Annotated in this window: 18 protein-coding genes and 1 tRNA gene; 6 read left to right on the forward strand and 13 right to left on the reverse strand. The window is 65.4% G+C overall.

Annotated features, from left to right (window positions below):
• Positions 1–526: 526 nt before the first annotated feature.
• Positions 527–901 carry a hypothetical protein gene (locus T331_RS0113075; protein WP_035180151.1) on the forward strand — a complete coding sequence of 125 codons (375 nt, stop codon included), beginning with the start codon at positions 527–529 and terminating at the stop codon, positions 899–901.
• Between the two features lie 42 nt (positions 902–943).
• Positions 944–2,743 carry an ABC-F family ATP-binding cassette domain-containing protein gene (locus tag T331_RS0113080; RefSeq protein ID WP_026440343.1) on the forward strand — a complete coding sequence of 600 codons (1,800 nt, stop codon included), beginning with the start codon at positions 944–946 and terminating at the stop codon, positions 2,741–2,743.
• Positions 2,744–2,763: 20 nt separating this feature from the next.
• Here the strand turns inward: T331_RS0113080 and T331_RS0113085 are convergent, their stop codons facing one another.
• The 5 genes from T331_RS0113085 to gltX are packed head-to-tail and all read right to left on the reverse strand — an operon-like array spanning position 2,764 to position 8,621.
• Positions 2,764–3,915, reverse strand: a complete 1,152-nt coding sequence (locus tag T331_RS0113085; protein ID WP_026440344.1) for a glycosyltransferase family 2 protein — start codon at positions 3,913–3,915, stop codon at positions 2,764–2,766.
• Positions 3,916–3,922: 7 nt separating this feature from the next.
• The gene (gene der / locus T331_RS0113090; protein ID WP_008492023.1) at positions 3,923–5,269 is read right to left on the reverse strand and encodes a ribosome biogenesis GTPase Der; all 1,347 of its coding nucleotides are present in this window, start codon (positions 5,267–5,269) and stop codon (positions 3,923–3,925) included.
• Positions 5,262–6,569, reverse strand: a complete 1,308-nt coding sequence (locus tag T331_RS0113095) for an outer membrane protein assembly factor BamB family protein (protein ID WP_162173905.1) — start codon at positions 6,567–6,569, stop codon at positions 5,262–5,264. The genes der and T331_RS0113095 overlap by 8 nt, the downstream gene beginning before the upstream one ends.
• 8 nt (positions 6,570–6,577) lie before the next feature.
• Positions 6,578–7,243, reverse strand: coding sequence for a tetratricopeptide repeat protein (locus T331_RS0113100; protein ID WP_026440346.1), 666 nt, complete (start codon positions 7,241–7,243; stop codon positions 6,578–6,580).
• Between the two features lie 28 nt (positions 7,244–7,271).
• Positions 7,272–8,621, reverse strand: a complete 1,350-nt coding sequence (gene gltX, locus T331_RS0113105; protein ID WP_026440347.1) for a glutamate--tRNA ligase — start codon at positions 8,619–8,621, stop codon at positions 7,272–7,274.
• Between the two features lie 160 nt (positions 8,622–8,781).
• Between gltX and T331_RS0113110 the strand changes: the two genes are divergently transcribed.
• Positions 8,782–8,857, forward strand: a tRNA-Ala gene (locus T331_RS0113110).
• A gap of 73 nt (positions 8,858–8,930) precedes the next feature.
• Here the strand turns inward: T331_RS0113110 and T331_RS0113115 are convergent.
• The 5 genes from T331_RS0113115 to ettA form a co-directional block, all read right to left on the reverse strand.
• A complete protein-coding gene (locus T331_RS0113115; RefSeq protein WP_008492028.1) occupies positions 8,931–9,362 on the reverse strand; it encodes an organic hydroperoxide resistance protein in 432 nt (143 codons plus the stop codon).
• A 77-nt stretch (positions 9,363–9,439) separates the two neighbouring features.
• On the reverse strand, positions 9,440–10,642 hold the full coding sequence (locus T331_RS0113120; protein ID WP_035180154.1) for a pyridoxal phosphate-dependent aminotransferase: 1,203 nt from the start codon (positions 10,640–10,642) through the stop codon (positions 9,440–9,442).
• 50 nt (positions 10,643–10,692) lie between these two features.
• Positions 10,693–10,923 (reverse strand): DUF2076 domain-containing protein, encoded by a 231-nt coding sequence (locus T331_RS0113125; RefSeq protein WP_026440349.1) that lies wholly within the window; start codon positions 10,921–10,923, stop codon positions 10,693–10,695.
• Positions 10,924–10,986: 63 nt separating this feature from the next.
• On the reverse strand, positions 10,987–11,511 hold the full coding sequence (locus tag T331_RS0113130) for a GNAT family N-acetyltransferase (protein ID WP_026440350.1): 525 nt from the start codon (positions 11,509–11,511) through the stop codon (positions 10,987–10,989).
• A gap of 297 nt (positions 11,512–11,808) precedes the next feature.
• Positions 11,809–13,488, reverse strand: coding sequence for an energy-dependent translational throttle protein EttA (gene ettA / locus T331_RS0113135; RefSeq protein ID WP_008492032.1), 1,680 nt, complete (start codon positions 13,486–13,488; stop codon positions 11,809–11,811).
• Positions 13,489–13,614: 126 nt separating this feature from the next.
• Here ettA and T331_RS0113140 point away from each other — a divergent pair, with 126 nt between their 5' ends.
• Positions 13,615–14,451 carry a glycosyltransferase family 2 protein gene (locus T331_RS0113140; RefSeq protein WP_026440351.1) on the forward strand — a complete coding sequence of 279 codons (837 nt, stop codon included), beginning with the start codon at positions 13,615–13,617 and terminating at the stop codon, positions 14,449–14,451.
• Here T331_RS0113140 and T331_RS0113145 read toward each other — a convergent pair.
• From T331_RS0113145 to T331_RS0113155, 3 genes are read right to left on the reverse strand one after another with little or no spacing between them, the layout of a single operon-like run.
• Positions 14,432–15,280, reverse strand: a complete 849-nt coding sequence (locus tag T331_RS0113145) for a class I SAM-dependent methyltransferase (protein ID WP_026440352.1) — start codon at positions 15,278–15,280, stop codon at positions 14,432–14,434. The two genes, T331_RS0113140 and T331_RS0113145, sit on opposite strands and share 20 nt — an antisense overlap.
• A complete protein-coding gene (locus T331_RS0113150) occupies positions 15,270–16,466 on the reverse strand; it encodes a BaiN/RdsA family NAD(P)/FAD-dependent oxidoreductase (RefSeq protein WP_026440353.1) in 1,197 nt (398 codons plus the stop codon). The genes T331_RS0113145 and T331_RS0113150 overlap by 11 nt, the downstream gene beginning before the upstream one ends.
• A gap of 10 nt (positions 16,467–16,476) precedes the next feature.
• The gene (locus tag T331_RS0113155; RefSeq protein WP_026440354.1) at positions 16,477–17,364 is read right to left on the reverse strand and encodes a LysR family transcriptional regulator; all 888 of its coding nucleotides are present in this window, start codon (positions 17,362–17,364) and stop codon (positions 16,477–16,479) included.
• Positions 17,365–17,466: 102 nt separating this feature from the next.
• Between T331_RS0113155 and T331_RS0113160 the strand changes: the two genes are divergently transcribed.
• The gene (locus tag T331_RS0113160; RefSeq protein WP_026440355.1) at positions 17,467–18,645 is read left to right on the forward strand and encodes an acyl-CoA dehydrogenase; all 1,179 of its coding nucleotides are present in this window, start codon (positions 17,467–17,469) and stop codon (positions 18,643–18,645) included.
• The gene (locus T331_RS0113165; RefSeq protein ID WP_081822254.1) at positions 18,645–19,829 is read left to right on the forward strand and encodes a CaiB/BaiF CoA transferase family protein; all 1,185 of its coding nucleotides are present in this window, start codon (positions 18,645–18,647) and stop codon (positions 19,827–19,829) included. The genes T331_RS0113160 and T331_RS0113165 overlap by 1 nt, the downstream gene beginning before the upstream one ends.
• Positions 19,830–19,919 lie beyond the last annotated feature (90 nt).

Raw genomic sequence — 19,919 nt, forward strand, 5'->3', positions numbered from 1 at the left:
GAGCGCTGAAAAAACAGGCGCTTTTTTAAATCCCGGGATATTGCGGCGGGCGGTGCCCAGCCGAAAATTCCGCCGTCAGCGGCAAGGCTGTCGGCCAGAATTATAAAGCGGCCTCGTCGATTACGCTTCAAACCGGCAACCCTTTCGCTGGATTTTTGGCTATTGCATTGAATGGTTTCACAATTTCTCGCCTTTTACAATCAATGCCGCGCCTTGAAGGCGTTTATTAGCCCTGCCACCCGGATCACATTCAAGCGCTTCAAGCCCAGCCTCGTCATAACAGCTCCTCCAGATTGTTAAGCAAGGCGCGGGCCAAGCGAGGCATCGCACTCTAGTCAGCTTCGGTCGGCGCGCATTTGACCGTGGAGCACAGGCGCCAGGCCAGCGCGCATCCTGGCGCGCGCTGCGCAGGCGGAATGAATGGGGTCATCAGGTGACGGCAAGATGGCTCTGGGCTATTCAGCTTGTAATGATGATGCCCGCTTTCAGCTTACGGTACCTGGTGCTCGGCGTTGGTCTCGTGGGAATGTTGTCCGGCTGCGCGGCGAAGCCGGAGCGGCAGGCGCAGCCTTCCCCGGCGATGGACACCATCACGATGACCCCGGCCGAGCTGGCGCATGTCAAGCAGGCCGCCTATGATGAAGGGTTCGAGGCGGGCCGGCGCTATGAACGAAAACACCCGCAACCCCAGCCAGCATCCGCGGCCGCCCAGCCGGATCAGCCGGCGGATGCCAGCGGCGCTCTTCCGCCAGCCCCGGCCCAAGCGGACACCCAGCCGCCGCAGCCCAGCTCTGTAACCTGCCCCCCGACCCAAACCGCGCCCGCCTTGGCGCCGATTCCGCCGCTGCCGCGCTCGGCCGGCTACACCTCCGCCGGCCCGGCGAAACCGCTCTCGCCCTGAGCCCGGCTTGAACCTGGGCAGCGCATGCGCCAAACAGCGCGCATGGCGCCTCCCTTGCTTCTGCTCACCGATATCTCCATCACCCTCGGCTCTGTGCCGCTTTTGCAGGGGGCGGGCCTGTCCGTTGGCGCCGGGGAGCGCATCTGCCTGGTCGGGCGCAACGGCTCCGGCAAATCCACCTTGCTGAAAATCGCCTCCGGCGAGGTGGCGCTCGATTCCGGCACGCGCTTTCTCCAGCCGGGGACCACCATGCGCTACCTCCCCCAGGAGCCGGACCTCTCGGCGTATCAGACCGTCATGGATTATGTCCTGGCCGGGCTGGGCCCGAATGACGATGAATATCGCGTCCGCTATCTGCTGGGCGAACTCGGGCTCAACGGCGATGAGGCCCCCTCACGCCTCTCCGGCGGTGAGGCGCGCCGCGCCGCCCTGGCCCGCACCCTGGCCCCCGCGCCGGATCTGCTGCTGCTCGACGAGCCGACCAACCATCTCGATCTGCCGGCCATTGAATGGCTGGAAGGCGAGCTGAAATCCCTCTCCAGCGGGCTGGTGCTGATCTCGCATGACCGGCGCTTCCTGGAAAATCTCTCGCGCTCGATGGTCTGGCTGGATCGCGGCCAGACCCGGCGGCTGGACCGCAGCTTCGCCCATTTCGAGGCCTGGCGCGACGAGGTGCTGGAGCAGGAGGAGCAGGAATTCCACAAGCTCGGCCGCAAGATCGCCCGGGAGGAAGACTGGCTGCGCTACGGCGTCACCGCGCGGCGCAAACGCAATGTCAAACGCCTCGCCGGGCTGCACAGCCTGCGCGCGGAGCGGCGCAATTTCACCCATAAGCTCGGCACCGCGAAGCTGGCGAGCCTGGATGCCGCGACCTCGGGCAAGATCGTCGTCGATGCCGACGCCATCTCCAAGAGCTTCGGCGCGCGCCAGATCGTGCGCGATCTCACCTTCCGCGTCCTGCGCGGCGACCGGCTCGGCATTGTCGGGCCGAACGGGGCCGGTAAATCGACCCTGCTGAAGCTCATTCTCGGCCAGCTGGCACCCGATGACGGGGCGGTGAAGCTGGGCACGGCGCTGGAGGTGGTGACCCTCGACCAGCAGCGCGCCACGCTGAACCCCAACGCCTCGCTGGCCGATACGCTGACCGGTGGCAATAGCGACCAGGTGGTGGTCGGCGGCCAGGCCCGGCATGTGATCGGCTATATGAAGGATTTCCTGTTCAAGCCGGAACAGGCCCGCACCCCGGTCGGTACGCTCTCGGGGGGCGAGCGCGGGCGGCTGTTGCTGGCGCTGGCGCTGACCAAGCCCTCTAATCTCTTGGTGCTGGACGAGCCGACCAACGATCTCGACCTGGAAACGCTGGATCTGCTGCAGGAGATGCTCGGCGAGTATCCCGGCACCGTCATCGTCGTCTCGCATGACCGTGATTTCCTCGACCGCGTCTGCACCTCGGTGCTGATGTCCGAAGGGCAGGGACGCTGGCTGGAATATGCCGGCGGCTATGCGGATATGCTGGCCCAGCGCGGGGAAGGCGTCACCGCAGCGGCCAAGGCCGGGAAAATCGACAAGAAAGCCGCGCCCAAACAAGCCGCCCCCGCTTCCCCGCCAGCGAAGGCGAAAATGTCCTTCAAGGAGCAGCACGAGCTGAAGCAGCTCAATGACGAGATGGCGAAGATGCAGCTGCAGCTCGGCAAGCTCAATGAAACTCTCGCCCTGCCGGATCTTTATACGAAAGACCCGAAAAAATTCGCCGCCGCCAGCGCGTCCCTGGCGGCGCTGCACGCCCGGCTGCAGGCAGCCGAGGAGCGCTGGCTGGAGCTGGAGATGCTGAAGGAGGGCTGAGAGACTGTTTGAAAAGCCACTCAGCCGGCCGGCGCAAAGCGCCGGCTCATCTCCTCGAACACTCCGTAAAGTGCCGCATCCTGGCGCAGCGCCGCACCTTGGGCCGCGAACGAAGTCTGGATCTGCGCGCGCAGCGCCGCGAAATACGGGTCCTTGCCAAACCCCGCCAGCCGGCTCTGGAGTGTCTCCAGCAGCGCCGGCGGCCAGGGATGGTAATTTTCGGCGGTCGGCGGCGAGGTCCAGCTGAAATAGGTCTCGAAATCCCGCAGAAAATGCGACTCCGTCAGCCCCAGAGCCTCCCCCCGCCGTTTCTTGACGACGAATTCGGCGAAAGAGCGCCCCCAGAAATGCTCCGTCCAGCCGCCCTCGCCGGTTTTCATATCGAGATGCCAGTTCGTGCCCTGCTCGATCGGGCGAAACGCCGTGTCATAAAGCCGCTTCGGGGTGGCGAATTCCGGGAAATGCTTCTGGTGGAAGGAAGCGACCTGATCCAGCCTGGTGACGGATTTGGCCAGATAATGCGGGGTGGCGTGCGGGTAATGCGTCGCCAGCAGACCTTCTGGCCGCGTCAGCTCGAAGCGCCATAGCCGCCAATGCCAGGGAAAGAGCACGGCCGCCGCATCGGCGGGGGCCGCATCCAGCATCTTTGGCAGCGAATGCTCGAAGCGCGCGGCGGGGAGCAGGAATTCGTCGCTGTCGAGGAACGCCACCCACTCATAAAGCCGCAATTCCGGCAGCATGAAGAGGGCGTGATGGAAATTCTTGATCTGCACATCCACCGGCCGGCCCAGCCGCGTCGGCAGCAGCGTCACCGGGGCATGTTGCGCGAACCAGCGCAGCAATTCCTCGGTCTTGTCCTGGTTGTCGTTGGTGTAGACGAAGATCTTCTCGACGCCGATGGCCAGATGATGCGCGATCCATTCCGGCAGAATCAGCGCGTCATTGCAGGCGGAGACCACGGCGGCGAGCTTGTGCCGGGGCTTGATCCTCTGCAGCTGCGTAAACAAGGCGGCCTGCGCCGGGCTCCAATCCGCGGGCCCGGTCTGCAGGGCCAGGTCGTCGAATTCCGGCCCGACAATCCGGGGCGGGCCGAACAGATCATCCGTCCATTCAGGCGAGCGCAGGCGGCGGGCAAGGGCGGTGAAGGCGCCATCCATCCCGCCCTGCGCCATGTTGCGTTCAGTCCTTGCCTTCGAACGGGTTCTTGGTGCCGCGCAGATATATGCGGATCGGCACCCCCGGCATCTCGAACACCTCGCGCAGGCTGTTGACCAGATAGCGCTGATAGGTCTCCGGCACCTGCTCGGCGCGGGTGCCGAACAGCGCGAAGGTCGGCGGCCGCGCCTTGATCTGGGTGATATAGCGCAGCTTGAGCCGGCGCCCATCCACCAGCGGCGGCGGAAACCGCTCCAGCGCGGATTCGAACCAGCGATTGAGCTGGCTGGTCGGGAAACGGGTGTTCCATTTCTCGTAGGTGTCGCGGATCGCGGGGAAGAGCTTCTTCACCCCCTCGCCGGTCTCCGCCGAGAGCGGCACCACGGTGATGCCCTTCATCTGGCTCAGCGAGATCGAGATGCGGTCCAAAGCCGCCTTCTTCGCATCCGGCCGGTCCTCCACCGCATCCCATTTGGTCAGCGCGATCACGCAGGCCCGGCCTTCGCGTTCGATCAGCCGGGCGATCTGCAGATCCTGCTCCTGCACGCCTTGCACGGCGTCGATCGCCAGCACCGCCATCTCGGCCCGCTTCAGCGCCTCGATCGAGGAGGAGGTGGACATTTTCTCCAAACCCTCATCCACCTTGGCGCGCTTGCGCAAACCGGCAGTGTCCACCACCCGGTAGAGCTTGCCATCCGGCCCCTCGAAATCGGCGGAAACCGCATCGCGGGTCAGGCCGGGTTCCGGCCCGGTGATCATCCGCTCCTCGCCGAGCAGGTAATTCAGCAGCGTCGATTTGCCGGCATTCGGGCGCCCGACAATGGCCAGATGCAGCGGCAGTTCCTCGCCATCCTCGCCCAGCGCCTGCGGCTCGGGCAGGCGTGCGGCGATCTCGCTCATCAGGTCGTAAATGCCCTCATTATGCTCGGCCGAAACCGCCACCGGCTCGCCAAAGCCCAGCTCATAGGCCTCCATGGCATTGGCGGCACCGCCCTTGCCCTCGGCCTTGTTGGCGATCACCAGCACTGGCCGGTCCTTGCGGCGCAGCCAGGTGCCGAAATGCCGGTCCTCCGGGAGCAGCCCGGCCTTGGCGTCGAACACGAACAGCACCAGATCGGCCTGATCCACCGCCGTGGAGGTGGAGGCGCGCATGCGCCCCGGCAACGTGTCCGGCGGCGCTTCCTCCAGCCCGGCGGTATCCACCATCACCACCTTGCGGCCATCCATCTCGCATACCGCTTCCTTGCGGTCGCGGGTCACGCCCGGTGTGTCGGCCACCAGCGCCAGACGGCTGCCGACGAGACGGTTGAACAAGGTCGATTTGCCGACATTCGGCCGCCCGGCAATGACGATTCGCGGCAGCTCAACCATAGGCGGTCAAACGCCCATCGCGGGTCAGCTGCAGCATCATCCCGCCCACCGCGATGGGGGCAAGGTCCGCCGGGCCGGCCAGTTTCACGCTCTGCATCTGCTTGCCGCTGGTGGCGTCCACGATGGCGGCCTCGCCATGATCATTGACGCAGACCAGCATGCCGTTGATCAGCGCCGGGCCCGCCCAGTTGATCGGGTTTTTCTTCTTCTTCATGTTCTTGAAGGGCTGCAGCTGGGTCGCCCAGCTCACCAGCCCGTCATCCGCATGCACGGCGAACAGCGTCTCGCTGGCATCGAGCAGGAAGATGAACCCGCCGGAGGCCGCCGGGGTCTGGTTGCCAGAGGCCTGATGCGTCCACACCTTGGCGCCGGAATGCAGATCCACCGCCATGAAGCTGCCATCCATGTTCAGCGCATAAACCACCCCGCCCGCGATCACCGGGGTCGCCACGATGTCGGACATATCCAGCGTGCTGGCCTGGCCGAAGCCGGCGGCGAGGCTCTGCTCCCAGACCGGCGTGCCGGAGCTGGCATCCACCGCCGCCAGCAGCCCGGTCGAGAAGCCCGCGACGATATTGCCATCCGCGAAAGCCGGGGCGCCGGTGACACCCGCCGCCGCCTGCGGCGGCGTGCCGACGACGCCGGAGAAGCGCCAGCTCGGCGTGCCGGACTTGGCCTCGAAGGTCAGCAACTGGTCGTTCTGGGTGACGATGGCCACCAGCCCGGCCGCCACCAGCGGTGCCGAACGCGCCGCGAATTCTAGCTTCTGGCGCCACAGGATCTTGCCCGAAGCGGCATCCAGCGCCAGCGCCTCGCCATAGCCGGTGCTGGCATAGATCAGCCCCGCATCATACGCGATGCCGCCGCCGATATTCAGCGTGGTCACGTGCTTCGGGCGGGTATCCGCATGCCAGATCGTCGCCCCGTCCGTGAGCGAGAGGGCGCGTACATGCGCATCCGCATCCATCACGAAAACGCGGGAACCGGCGACCAGGGGGCTGGCCATCAGCGGCTGGCGATAGCCGCCGGGCGCGCCGATTCCAACCTGCCAGCGCTGGGCGAAATTCACCGGCCCGGCGACATTGCCCGGCGCGTGGCTGGCATTGGCGAAAGGCTGCGGCCAGGCATTCAGCGCGCTCGGGGCGGGGAGCGTCACGGCGGGGGCGTCGGCCGCCACATCCATGCCGGACTGATCCGGCAGAACCGGGATCTGCACACCCAGAATCGGGGTTTTCTTGGGCGAGGAGCAGGCGGCGAGCATGGCAAGCAGGCCGACAGAGGCGGTGCGGCGACGAATCATGGGCTGTCTCATCCGTTCAACTTGGCAAGCATGGCTTGGGCGCGGTTGCGGGCACCTTCCGGCGCGCCGGGATCGGCCTGAACCTGGGCAAACAGGGATTTGGCCATCGCCATGTTCCCCTGGTGCAGATAAACCAGCGCCTGCACCTCGCGCGCCAGCCCGTGATAGGGGTTCTGCGCCTGCACCATCGGCTGGATGCGCGCCAGAATGTCGCTGTCGCTGGCGGTGCCGATCTCATGCTGCGCCCAGAGCAGGTTGGCGGCATCGCGCAGCAGCGTCGGGGCGGCTTCATCCGCGCCCACCCGGGTCCAGAGCGGTGCGGCGTCCTTGTCGTCATTCATGTTCGCATAGAGCCCGGCGGCGCGCAGCCGGGCCAGGGTCTTGTAGGTCTCCGGCGCGGTATCGGCGAAGGCGACCAGCGCCTGCGCGGTCTTCGCCGCCTGGTCCTGCGTCAGCTGCCCGTCCGGCTGATCGACCTGCGCGGTCAGCGCGAGATATTTGCTCGCCGCCGCCTCAGCCTGGTGTTTCTGATGATTTTGCCAAAGTTCCTGGCCGGCGACGCCACCCAGAACCAGCAATGCGGCGAGGATCAGCAGCCCGCCATAGCGCTTGGCCAGGCGCAAAGCGCGCTCCTGGCGCAGATCTTCCGAGACTTCATCAAAAATATCGACCACGCGGCTCTTTCCCCTTTGCCGGTTTGTCTTAGCCGGGGCGGACGTTCGCGGCAACGCAGGCGCCAAGCCGCCTGGCCGCGCGTTCCCGGCCCATCAGCGCCAGCAGCGGCGCCATCTCCGGCCCGTGCTCCTCGCCGGTCAAGGCCAGGCGTAGCGGCTGGTAAAGCGCCTTGCCCTTGGCACCGGTGGCGGCGGCAATCGCCGCGGTCCAGGCTTTCCACGTCGCGGCATTCAGCTCATCCGGTAAGGTCTCGGCCGCCTTCGCAATCACCGCCACCGCCTCATCCGGCAGTTCCGGCGTGACGATCTCCCCCGCGACCACCGCCCACCAGCGCCGCGCCTCGCGCAGCAGATCCAGATTGCCCTTGATCGCTTCCCAGAATTCCGGCCCGGCGCCCTCGGGCAGCCGCTCCTTCACCGCCTCGAAGGGCAAATGATGCAGCAGCTTGCGGTTCAGCCCGAGCATCTGCCCGGCATCGAAACGCGGCGGCGAGCGGGAGAAATCATTCAGCGAGAATTGCGCGATCAGCTCGGCCAGCGGCAGCGCCACCGCATCCTTGCTGGTCCCCAGCCGCGCCAGATAGGCGGTGATCGCCCCTGGCTCGATGCCATCCTTGCGCAGCGAGCGCAGCGAGATCGAGCCGATGCGCTTGGAGAGCTTCTCCCCATCCCCGCCCGAGATCAGCGGCAGATGCGCGAAGCGCGGCACCGGCTTGCGGGCGATGGCGCGGAACAGATCGATCTGCACGGCGGTGTTGGAGACGTGATCCTCGCCGCGAATAATATGGGTGATGCCCATATCCGAATCGTCCACCACCGAGGTGAAGGTATAAAGCGGCGAGCCATCGGCGCGGATCAGCACCGGGTCGGAGACGGTCGGCAATTTGATATTGCGCGCCCCCAGCACCAGGTCATTCCAGGACACCGCCTCATCGGAGAGCTTGAAGCGCCAGTAAGGCCGCTTGCCATTGGCCTCGGCGGCGGCGCGCTGGGCGGGCGTCATGCTCAGCGCGTGGCGGTCATAAACCGGCGGCAGCTTGCGCTTGATCAACGCGGCGCGCTTGGCCGCCAGCTCATCCTCATTCTCGAAGCAGGGATAAAGCCGCCCGGAGGCCTTCAACGCTTCCGCGACCTCCTCATAGCGCGCGCTGCGCTCGGACTGTTTGGCGAACGCGTCCCATTCGATGCCGAGCCAGCGCAGATCCTCATAAATGCCCTGCTCATATTCCGGCCGGCCGCGCTCGGTATCGGTATCATCGAGCCGGAGCAGGAATTGTCCGCCCTCGCGCCGGGCAAACATGAAATTCACCAAGGCGGCGCGGGCATTGCCGACATGCAGATAGCCGGTGGGGCTGGGGGCGAAGCGAACTTTGACCATCAGCCGGGGGTTAGCCCGTTTTCGGCCTCAGGGGAAGGCAAACCGGCGCGGTCTCAAGGCGTGAAAATTTTCTTCTCCCGCCCACTTGCCAGCCTCCGCCGGTCCGGTTTATACGCCGCTCCACCAAACGGTACGGGCGATCTTCTCCCGGAAACGGTATGGGGCTATAGCTCAATTGGTAGAGCGTCTGCATGGCATGCAGAAGGTCAGCGGTTCGATTCCGCTTAGCTCCACCATCCCCCCTTTCATCTTTTAAACTACACGGGTTTTTGGCGCCGCGAAGCCGTGCTCCGCGACGCCGATTCAGCCTCAGGCGACGCTGAGCTTCACATCCACGCTTTTATGAATGGCGTTGGAATAGGGGCAGACGATATGCGCCTTCTGCACCAGATCCTCCAGCTGCGCCTTATCCACCCCATTGGCGGAGATGGTCAGCGCCGCGGTGATGCCAAACCCCTCGCCATCCTCACGCGGGCCGATGCCGATTTCAGCGGAAACCTTGGTATCCTCCGGCAGCTTCACCTTCTCCTTGCCGGCGACGACCTTCAGCGCCCCCAGGAAGCAGGCGGAATAGCCCACGGAGAAAAGCTGTTCCGGATTGGTGCCCGGCCCATCATCCCCGCCCAGCCCCTTCGGCACGCTCAGCGTGACATTCACCTTGTTGTCATCGGTGGCGCCCTTGCCGGCGCGTCCGCCGGTGGCGTGGCCATGGGCCTTATAGAGAACTTCCTTAACGCTCATGCAGGTCTCCTCTTTTTTAGGTTCCCTGCATGTGGCGTCGCCGCGCCGTGGCGCAAGGCCAGTGTTGGCGCCGCGCGTTACCGCAGCGCGTTGCAGAAGCCCGAAATGCGCTGGCAGGCCTCCAGCAGCCGGGGCAGGGCGGTGGCGGTGGAAATCCGGATATGCGGGCTGAGCGCGAAGGCCGAACCCTGCACCACGGCGACCTGCGCCTCCTCCAGCAAGGCCATGGCGAAATCATCGTCCGAGCCGATCACCCGGCCCGCCGGCGTGGTCTTGCCCAGGCACCCGGCAATGCTCGGAAACACATAAAACGCCCCCTCCGGCCGATGACATGAAAGGCCGGGGATCTGGTTGAGCGCCGCGACCACCGCATCGCGCCGTTCCTCATAAGAGGCCACGCGCTCGGCCAGAAATTCCTGCGGCCCGGTCAGCGCCGCCAGCGCCGCCGCCTGGCCGATGGAGGAGACGCCCGAGGTCGCCGTCGCCTGCACCACGGTCGCCGCCTTGATCATCTCCGCCGGGCCGATGCACCAGCCAATCCGCCAGCCGGTCATCGCATAGGTCTTGGAGACGCCGGACAAGGTCACCACCCGGTCCCGCAAATCCGGCGCCACCCCCAGCAACGTGTGGTGCTGCGCGCCGCCAAACAGCAGATGCTCGTAAATATCGTCCGAGAGCACCCAGACATGCGGATAATGCCGCAGCACCTCGGCCAATGCCGCCAGCCCCTCGCGCGAAATCGTCGCCCCGGACGGGTTGCTCGGATAATTCAGCAGCAACAGCTTGGTGCGCCCGGTAATCGCCTGGGCCAGCGCCTCGGGCTGCAACACGAAGCCTTGCTCTTGCGGACAAGGCACGAACACCGGCACGCCGCCGGCGAATTTCACCGTCTGCTCATAGCCCGCCCAGGCCGGAGCCGGAATGATCACCTCATCCCCGGCGCCGATCAACGCCATCACAATGTTGAAAATCCCCTGCTTGCCGCCATTGGTGACCAGCACATCCTGCGCGCGCACCGGCAGCCCATGCTCACGGGTGAATTTTTCCGCGATCGCCGCACGCAACGGCTCGATCCCGCCCAGCGGCGGATATTTGGTCTCGCCCCGCAGCGCCGCCGCATGGGCGGCCTCGACCACAGGGGCGGGGGTGGGAAAATCCGGCTCGCCAAGCGAGAGCGAGATCACATCCTTGCCCTCCGCCCGCAAGGCACGGGCCCGGGCGGCCATGGCAAAGGTGGCGGCCAGCGCGGTGCGGCCAATTCGTGCGGCATATTCGGTCATGAATCGAAATCTATGCGGCGGCGCGGCGTGGCGGGCAAGCCGCCGGCGTTTCAACCGTGCCGGGCGTGCAGCGCAGAGAACCAGCCGCGCCGCTTCGGCTCATCCACCGGCAGCGGCGCCGACAAGTTCATGGCCAGCTTGGTGATATGATAGGCGGCGTCCGGATGGCGCTTGAAATAGGCCCGGATGATCGCATCGGCTTCGACATCCAACGGCTCCACAGAGCGGTTGAGCGTCTCCTCCAGAAACTCCAGGATCGATTTATGCTCTTGCCGTGTCACGCCCCGTTTTAGCTTCAAAACCCGCCGCGCGGGCAAGGGGAAATGCGCGGCGTTACGCCGAATTCACCCTGGTTCGGATTGATTAACTGATTGGTATATAATCATTAAATGTCCATCCCGCTGAAATTCGCCGCTTCGTGACATGCCGATGGAATTCAACACCTGCCGCGAGCCATGATTATCCTCCCGCGCCACCGCGATCACCACTGGCAGCCTGGCGAGATCATGCGCATAGACCAACGCCGCCGCCGCCGCCTCCCGCGCCAGCCCAATCCCGCGCGCCTCCGGATAGAACGCAAAGCGCAGCGCCACGCCGCGCCCGTCCGGCCGATGCATCAGCGCCGTGATGCCCACAAACTTGCCGCGCCGCGCCCGCACCGCCCACATGCCATACCCATGCCGGCCCCAATCCTGAATATCCTGCGCCAACTCCGCCGCCACCTGCAACCGCGAGCGCACCCCGCCCAGCATCAGCGCATAAGCCCGCGGATCCCCCTTCAGCCGGATCAAATCCGGTAAATCCCAATACCCCACCGGCGCCATCCGCAACCGCGCCGTCTCAACGCACCAGGCCGATGTCACGGTCATGCCGGGGCACCTTGATCGTACGCTGGCATACCAAGGGGGGCGCTGCCCCCGTCGTGCCGAAGGCACGCCTGCGGCGTGACGCCCCCCCGCCAAGGGCCGGAAGGCCCTTGGAACCCACCCGGGTCTTGGGGAGGGAGGGCGCGCGCAGGCAAGGGGGGTTGAGAGGCAAAGGCGCGCGCCCTCCATCCCCAAGACCCGAATAGAATGGGATCAAAGGGCCTCTCGGCCCTTTGCAGGGGGATCGAAGGGGGACAGCGTCCCCCTTTGGCAGGCCTGCGTCCCAGCACGGAGCCGGAATTACCGCGTCAGCGGCCGGTATTTGATACGGTGCGGCTCGGCGGCGTCCTGGCCAAGGCGGCGGCGCTTGTCTTCTTCGTAGGCTTGGAAGTTGCCTTCGAACCATTCGACATGGCTGTCGCCCTCGAAGGCCAGGATATGGGTGGCGAGGCGGTCGAGGAACCAGCGATCATGGGAGATGACCACGGCGCAGCCGGCGAATTCCATCAGCGCCTCTTCGAGGGCGCGCAGCGTATCGACGTCGAGATCGTTGGTCGGCTCATCGAGCAGGATGACGTTGGCTTCGGATTTCAGCATCTTGGCCAGATGCACGCGGTTGCGCTCACCGCCGGAGAGGATGCCGACCTTCTTCTGCTGGTCCGCGCCCTTGAAGTTGAAGGCGCCGACATAAGCGCGCGAGGCGATGGTGCGCTTGCCGAGATAGATGACATCGGTGCCGCCGGAGATTTCCTCCCAGACATTCTTGTTGTCATCCAGGCTGTCGCGGCTCTGGTCGACATAGCCGAGCTTCACCGTCTCGCCGATTTTCAGCGCCCCGGAATCCGGCTGTTCGGCGCCGGTGATCATCTTGAACAGCGTGGATTTACCCGCCCCGTTCGGGCCGATGACGCCGACGATACCGCCCGGCGGCAGCTTGAAATTCAGCCCGTTGATCAGCTCGCGGTCGCCGAAGCCCTTGCAGAGATCCTGCGCCTCGATGACGGTGCCGCCCAGGCGCGGGCCGGGCGGGATGACGATTTCCGCGACGCCGCCGGCCAGTTCCTGGGACTTGGCCAGCATTTCCTCATAGCGCTGGATACGCGCGCGGGACTTGGTCTGGCGGGCCTTGGCGGAGGCGTTGATCCATTCCCGCTCCTCGGCCAGCGCACGCTGGCGGGAGGATTCTTCCTTCTCTTCCTGGGCCAGGCGCTTCTGCTTCTGCTCCAGCCAGGAGGAGTAGTTACCCTCATACGGGTAGCCGCGGCCACGCTCGATTTCCAGGATCCAGTTGGTGACGTTATCCAGGAAGTAGCGATCATGGGTGATGAGAATGACGGTGCCGGTATAATTCTCCAGCGTCCGCTCCAGCCAGGCCACCGATTCCGCGTCCAGATGGTTGGTCGGCTCATCGAGCAGCAAAATGTCCGGCTTCTCCAGCAGCAGGCGGCAGAGTGCTACGCGGCGCTTCTCACCGCCGGAGAGCTTGTCCACCGGGGAGTCGGAGGGCGGGCAGCGCAGCGCGTCGAGCGCGATCTCGATCTGCCGATCCAGATCCCAGCCATCCTTGGTGTCGATGATTTCCTGCAAGCGGGCCTGTTCGGCCAGCAGGTCGTTCATCTTGTCGTCGTCCATCGGCTCCATGAAGGCTTCGGAGATCTCGTTGAAGCGCTTCAGCGCCGCGCGGACCTCCTGGAACGCCTCGGCGACATTCTCGCCGACGGTTTTGGTCGCATCGAGCTGCGGCTCCTGGGCCAGATAGCCCACTTTCACGCCCTCGGCCGCCCAGGCCTCGCCGCCATATTCGGTCTCAATGCCGGCCATGATCTTCAGCAGGGTCGATTTACCGGCGCCGTTGACGCCGAGCACGCCGATCTTCACGCCAGGGAGGAAGGAGAGGGTGATGCCCTTGAACACCTCACGCCCGCCCGGATAGGCCTTGGTGAGATCCTTCATCACATACACATATTGATAAGCGGCCATCGGCGATCCTACTAAACGCGGTTGCCCAGGGTATAGTTGCAGCCGGGGGCGGCTTCAACCTGCCCCTGGCTTGGCGCCTCTCTCCCCCTGCGATAGATTTGAAATGACAAGGACCGGGGGGCGCGAATGCGGGTGGGATGCGTGCTGATGCAGCGCAATGAGGTCAACGCGCTGGAGCCCTGGCTGCTCTACCACGCGCATCTCTTCGGCATGGAAAATCTCTGTGTCATCGATCACGGCTCGACCCACCCGAAGGTGCTGAACACGCTGCTCTGGTACGAGGCGGAGGGGGTGAGGGTCATCCGGTTGCCGGAAGATGCGGATTTTCACCTGCAAGGTGAATTCATGACCGCGGCGATGCGCGAGATGAACGCTCGTGACGAGTATGATTTTCTGCTGCCCATCGATTGCGATGAATTCCTGGCCATACGCCGGGAGGATGGCAGCTTTACCTGCGCGCGCGATGAGATCCTGAACTGCCTGGCCTCCTGCATCGGCCGGCAAGAGACGTTGGAGATCAAGCAGAACCTGCTGAATATTCTAGGGCAGCCGGGTCGTTATTGGGTGCTGCCGTATCAGAAAGTGTTCTTTTCGGGCCGCAGCATCGGCACCTTATGCCACGGGTCACACCAGGACATATCCGGGCGTGACAACGGGCTGCTGGAAACGCCTTTGGTCTTTGTGCATTTCCATCACAAGCCCTGGGACGAGCAGATCAAGGCCAGCAAGGAAAAACTGCGCCATTTCGTCGATGTGGACGACCCCGAGGCTTTGGCTGACTTCAAAGGCCTGGGCTGGCATCTTTTGGTGCATATGAGAGAGGGAGAGGCCGCCTATAACGAGATGATGCGCGACGGCCCCGGGCTGGGGCAGGTGGATGGCCTGCTGCCCTTGTTCGAGCAGCTCCACATCAACCCGCTTTTTACCGAACAGCCCATCCCCTTCACGCCGCCCGCGCCGTGATCATATGGATCACCGCCGGCACCCGCACGCCGCCATCGGCGGCCGGGCTTGCATAGGCCGGCAAAGCGGCACGGATGGCGGCGCGGATCGTCTCACGCTGCGCGGGCGAGGCCTGTTTTTCATCCAGCAACGCCCCGCTCGGCCCCATGAAGCAGGCGATCGCCGCCTCCTCCTCCAGTGAGACGCCGTGCAGCGCGATTTCCACCGCCTCGACCCGTGGCGCCTGCCACCCGGCCTGGGTGAGAATTTCCGTCACATAATCAGCGTCATCGAAGGCGAGCGGCCCGCTGGCATGCGGTTGCCGTGGCGCGCCCGGGCCGAGCAGCGCCTCCACCAGCTCAAGCGGCCTGCGCCAATGCTCATTGCGCGCCAGCGGCGCCCAGGCGGCACAGGCCAGCCGCGCCCCCGGCGCCGCGCCCGTCCGCAAATTCGCAAAAGCGGCGACAGGATCATCGAAAAACATCACCCCGAAGCGCGACACCAGCATCTCCGGCGCCGGGGCGAAATGTTCCGTCTGCGCATCGCCGAGCCGGAAGCTGACATTTTCGATATGCCGCGCCCGGGCGTGCCCCCGCGCGGTCTCGATCATCGGCGCGGATATATCGATGCCGATCACCCGCCCCGCCGGCCCGACGGCTTGTGCCGCCTCCAGGCTGGTCAGCCCGGCACCGCAACCGATATCCAGCACATTTTCCCCCGGCCGCAGCGAAGCCGCCGCGATCACCGCCGCACTCACCGGCGCCAGCCGCGCCTCCATCGCGCCGCCCAGACTCACCCATTTCGGCCCGCCCACTTGGTTCCAATAGGTTTTCTGCGTCTCATTCGCCATGCGCCGCGCCCTCGCTGATATGTCTGGTGCTTAAGCCCCTGGCCGCGGCATGGCCGCTGGCCCAGGCCCATTGGAAATTATAGCCGCCCAGCCAGCCGGTGACATCCACCGCCTCGCCGATGAAATACAGGCCCGGCACCAGCTTGCTGCCGCAATCGCGCGAGTTCAAGCCGCTCGTCGCCACCCCGCCGGCGGTCACTTCCGCCTTGGCGAAGCCTTCGGTGCCGCTGGGCTGAAAGGCGAATTGATGCAGCCCGGCCCCTAGCGCGCGCAGGGCCTTGTCGGGCAGATCGGCGAGATTGCCCGGGTAGGGTGCTGCCAGATGCGCCGCCAGCCGCGCCGGCAGAACCTCCCCCAGCACCGCCTTCAGCCCCGCCTTGGCGCGGCTGCGCTTGGCGGCGGGCAGCGCCTCCTCCAGATTTTGCCCCGGCGCGAAATCCACCTCCAGCCGCCCCTCCGGCGCCAGATAGGACGAGGCCTGCAGCACCGCCGGGCCGGACAGGCCGCGATGGGTGAACAGTAGATTTTCCCGGAACGTCATTTTACCCGCCCGCGCCAGCACCGGCGCGGACACCCCGGCCAGCGCGCCAATCCAGGGCTCGTCGCAAAGCAGCGGCACCAGAGCCGGGCGGGGCGCGACCACCTCATGCCCGAACTGGCGCGCCAGCCGGTAGGCGAAATCGCTCGCCCCGAGTTTGGGGATCGATAGCCCGCCGGTGGCGATCACCAGATTGGCGGCGCTGAACCGGCCTTGCGTGGTTTCAACGTGAAACACGCCGTCATGCCTCACCGCGTCCACGCCGCAGCCGGTGCGCAGCTTGGCCCCCTGCAGCCGCGCCAGCAGCAGCGCCACGATCTGCCGGGCCGAGCCGTCGCAAAAGAGCTGCCCCAGCGTCTTCTCATGCCAGGCGATGCCGGCCGCATCCACCAGCGCCAGGAAATCCTTCGCGGTGAAGCCGGCCAGCGCGGATTTGGCGAAATGCGGATTGGCGCTGAGAAAATTCCTGGCGCTGACATCCAGATTGGTGAAATTGCAGCGCCCGCCGCCGGAGATTAAAATCTTCCGGCCCGGCTCCGGCCCGTGCTCCAGCACCAGCACGCGCTGGCCGGCCAGGCCAGCGCTGCCGGCGCAAAACAGCCCCGCCGCGCCGGCCCCGATGATGATCGCGTCATACAGATCTCGCATGGCGGCTGTCCTAGCTCTTTGCTTTCGCCAGGGCCAGAAACTGCCGCACGGCAGGGGAGTGCTCGGTGCGGCGACTGGCCAGCATCAGGGTCGAATCCAGCCGCAACCCGTCAATCTCGCGCAGCGCGATGCCGGGCATGCCCAGGCTCTTCGCCGGCTCCGGCAGCAGCCCCACCGCCAGCCCGGCGGCCACGGCGGTGAGCACGGTGATGAAATCGCGCACCGGGGTGAGGAATTCCGGCGTGAACCCGCCCGCCTGCCCCAGCGCCCGCAGCCGCGCCAGAAACCCCGCCTCCTCGCCAAAATGCGGCAGGATGAATTTCTCCCCCTTCAACATTTCCGGCGTCAGCTTCGGTGCTTTTGCCAATGCGCTGCCGGCGGCCAGGGCCAGCAGCAGCGTGTCATGCTTCAGCGCCCGCACGCTGACCTCTGGCGGATAATCCGCCCGGGCCCGCAGCAGCCCGATATCCAGCCGCCCGGCCGCGATCTCCTGCAGCTGGCGCGGCGTTTCCATCTCATGCAGATGGATCTCAACACCCGGCGCCGCCTCATGATAGCGCCGCACCAGCGCCGAGGCGGTGCCATCCCACGCGGCCGAGGCGACGAAGCCGATCTCCAGCCGCCCGATCTCACCGCGCGCCGCCCTGCGCCCCAGCGCCTCGGCCCGCGCCGCCTGGCGCAGGATCGCCTGTGCCTCGGGCAGAAACAGCGCCCCCGTGGTGGTCAGCACCACCTGGCTGCGCTTGCCGCGATTGAACAATTTCGCGCCCAGATCCGTCTCCAGCCCGGCCAGCAGCCGCGAGACGCCGGACTGCGCCAGCCCCAGCCGTTCCGCCGCCCGGGCGAAATGCAGCTCCTCCGCCAGGACCTCGAAACAGCGCAATTCCCGCAATTCCATGTTTAATCCGATTTTCGCATCATAATTATCGCTTTAATGCGCTTGCCCGTCCGGCGCCAGCGCGGCACTCTCCCGCCACGCCAAGATTAGGGAGAAAGCGCCATGGCCAAAGGCAAGATGGCTTCGTTCGATTGGGCCGACCCGCTGCGCCTGGAGGCGGAGCTGAGCGAGGAGGAGCGGGCAATCCGCGACACCGCCCACGCCTACGCCCAGGAAAAATTGCAGCCGCGCGTGCTGATGGCCTTCCGCGAGGAGCGCTTCGACCGCGAGATCATGAACGAGCTGGGCGAGCTCGGCCTGCTCGGCGCCACCCTCTCCAGCCATGATTGCGCGGATGTCTCCTATGTCGCCTACGGGCTGATCGCGCGCGAGATCGAGCGCGTGGATAGCGGCTATCGCTCCGCCTACTCTGTGCAATCCTCGCTGGTGATGTACCCGATCTACGCCTTCGGTTCGGACGCGCAGAAGGATAAATATCTGCCGAAGCTGCGCACCGGCGAATGGGTCGGCTGCTTTGGCCTCACCGAGCCCGATGCCGGCTCCGACCCCGCCTCGATGCGCACCACCGCCAAGAAGGTGGATGGCGGCTATCTGCTCTCCGGCTCGAAAACCTGGATCAGCAATTCCCCGATCGCGGATGTCTGCGTGGTCTGGGCCAAGGATGAGGCCGGGGATATTCGCGGCTTCATCGTCGAGCGCGGTGCCAAGGGGCTGAGCACGCCGAAGATCGAAGGCAAGGTTTCACTCCGCGCCTCCATCACCGGCATGATCATGCTGGATGAAGTGTTCGTGCCGGACGAGGCGATGCTGAACGTGAAAGGCCTGCGCGGCCCGTTCTCCTGCCTCAATAATGCTCGCTACGGCATCGCCTGGGGCGCGCTGGGGGCGGCCGAATTCTGCTGGCACCAGGCGCGGGATTACACGCTCAACCGCAAAATGTTCGGCCGCCCGCTGGCCGCCACCCAGCTGATTCAGAAAAAACTCGCCGACATGCAAACCGAGATCACCATCGGCCTGCATGCCGTGCTGCGGCTGGGACGGCTGATGGATGCGGGCGAAGCCGCACCGGAGATGATCTCCCTGCTCAAGCGCAATAATTGCGGCAAGGCGCTCGATGTCGCCCGTCAGGCGCGTGACATGCTGGGCGGCAACGGCATCGCCGACGAATATCACGTCATCCGCCACATGGTGAATCTGGAAACGGTGAACACCTACGAGGGCGCGCATGACGTGCACGCGCTGATCCTGGGGCGTGCCCAGACCGGCCTCGCCGCCTTCTGATGGGCCCGCTCTCGGGCTACAAGATTCTCGATCTCAGCCGGGTTCTGGCCGGCCCCTGGGCGTCGCAGATCTTCGCGGATCTCGGCGCCGAGGTGATCAAGATCGAGCGCCCCGGCAAGGGCGATGATACCCGCGCCTGGGGGCCGCCTTTCGTCGAGGAGAGCGGCATCTCCGCCTATTTCTGCGCCGCCAATCGCGGCAAGAAATCGGTGGCGATCGACATCTCCAAGCCGGAGGGCCAGGCGCTGATCCGTAGGCTGGCCGAAAAAGCCGATGTGGTGCTGGAGAATTTCAAATTCGGCGGCTTGGCGAAATTGGGCCTGGGGCCTGAGGATTTGCTGACGCTCAACCCGCGCCTGGTCTATTGCTCGATCACCGGCTTCGGCCAGACCGGCCCCTACCGCAACCGTGCCGGCTACGACTTCCTGATGCAGGGCATGGGCGGGCTGATGAGCGTCACCGGCGCGCCGGATGGCGAGCCGATGAAGGCCGGTGTTGCCGTCGTCGATGTCTTCACCGGACTCTATGCCAGCAATGCGGTGATGGCGGCCTTGCTGGAGCGCGAGCGCTCAGGCCTCGGCCAGCATATCGATCTCGCTCTGTTCGATGTGCAGATCGCCGCCATGGCCAACCAGATTTCCTCCTATCTGGTCTCCGGCGCGCAGCCGCCGCGCCTGGGCAACGCGCATCCCTCCATCGTGCCCTATCAGGTCTTCCCGACATTGGACGGGCATCTGATCCTCGCCATCGGCAATGACGAGCAATTCGCCCGCTTCGTCACTTTGGCCGGCGCGCCTGAGCTTTCCCAGGATGAGCGCTTCGCCACCAACCCGGCGCGGGTGAAACATCGCGCCATTCTGGTGCCGCTGCTGGAGGCGCTGCTCGCCGCGCGCACCACCAAGGATTGGACGGAAGCGTTGGAAGCGTTCGGCATTCCCGGCGGCCCGATCAATGAATTCGCCGATATCGACGCCGATCCGCAGGTGCAGGCGCGCGGTATTTTCAAAACGCTGGGGCCGGGCCTGCGCGGTGTCGCGAGCCCGATGCGCTTCTCGCGGTCAGAGGTCGCGGATGACCGCCCACCGCCGCATCTGGGCGCTGACACAGACGAAGTCCTGGCCTTGGTGCTGGCGCTTTCCGAAACAGAGCGCACCGCTCTGCGCGACAATAAGATCATCTCATAAAGCAAAAGCCCGGCTCTCCAACAGGCCGGGCTTTGGCTTAACGTCCCTGGATCAGCATAGACCCAGCCCTATCTTCGATCCCGAGCCCCT

Source organism: Acidocella facilis ATCC 35904 (genome assembly GCF_000687875.1).
Classification (GTDB): domain Bacteria; phylum Pseudomonadota; class Alphaproteobacteria; order Acetobacterales; family Acetobacteraceae; genus Acidocella; species Acidocella facilis.

What these genes read in the sequence shown, in the direction of transcription:
- T331_RS0113075 (WP_035180151.1), top strand. Translation starts at nt 527, where the DNA reads ATGTTGTCCGGCTGCGCGGCGAAGCCGGAGCGGCAGGCGCAGCCTTCC.
- T331_RS0113080 (WP_026440343.1), top strand. Translation starts at nt 944, where the DNA reads ATGGCGCCTCCCTTGCTTCTGCTCACCGATATCTCCATCACCCTCGGC.
- T331_RS0113085 (WP_026440344.1), bottom strand. Translation starts at nt 3,915, where the DNA reads ATGGCGCAGGGCGGGATGGATGGCGCCTTCACCGCCCTTGCCCGCCGC.
- der (WP_008492023.1), bottom strand. Translation starts at nt 5,269, where the DNA reads ATGGTTGAGCTGCCGCGAATCGTCATTGCCGGGCGGCCGAATGTCGGC.
- T331_RS0113095 (WP_162173905.1), bottom strand. Translation starts at nt 6,569, where the DNA reads ATGATTCGTCGCCGCACCGCCTCTGTCGGCCTGCTTGCCATGCTCGCC.
- gltX (WP_026440347.1), bottom strand. Translation starts at nt 8,621, where the DNA reads ATGGTCAAAGTTCGCTTCGCCCCCAGCCCCACCGGCTATCTGCATGTC.
- T331_RS0113115 (WP_008492028.1), bottom strand. Translation starts at nt 9,362, where the DNA reads ATGAGCGTTAAGGAAGTTCTCTATAAGGCCCATGGCCACGCCACCGGC.
- T331_RS0113120 (WP_035180154.1), bottom strand. Translation starts at nt 10,642, where the DNA reads ATGACCGAATATGCCGCACGAATTGGCCGCACCGCGCTGGCCGCCACC.
- T331_RS0113130 (WP_026440350.1), bottom strand. Translation starts at nt 11,511, where the DNA reads ATGACCGTGACATCGGCCTGGTGCGTTGAGACGGCGCGGTTGCGGATG.
- ettA (WP_008492032.1), bottom strand. Translation starts at nt 13,488, where the DNA reads ATGGCCGCTTATCAATATGTGTATGTGATGAAGGATCTCACCAAGGCC.
- T331_RS0113140 (WP_026440351.1), top strand. Translation starts at nt 13,615, where the DNA reads ATGCGGGTGGGATGCGTGCTGATGCAGCGCAATGAGGTCAACGCGCTG.
- T331_RS0113145 (WP_026440352.1), bottom strand. Translation starts at nt 15,280, where the DNA reads ATGGCGAATGAGACGCAGAAAACCTATTGGAACCAAGTGGGCGGGCCG.
- T331_RS0113150 (WP_026440353.1), bottom strand. Translation starts at nt 16,466, where the DNA reads ATGCGAGATCTGTATGACGCGATCATCATCGGGGCCGGCGCGGCGGGG.
- T331_RS0113155 (WP_026440354.1), bottom strand. Translation starts at nt 17,364, where the DNA reads ATGGAATTGCGGGAATTGCGCTGTTTCGAGGTCCTGGCGGAGGAGCTG.
- T331_RS0113160 (WP_026440355.1), top strand. Translation starts at nt 17,467, where the DNA reads ATGGCCAAAGGCAAGATGGCTTCGTTCGATTGGGCCGACCCGCTGCGC.
- T331_RS0113165 (WP_081822254.1), top strand. Translation starts at nt 18,645, where the DNA reads ATGGGCCCGCTCTCGGGCTACAAGATTCTCGATCTCAGCCGGGTTCTG.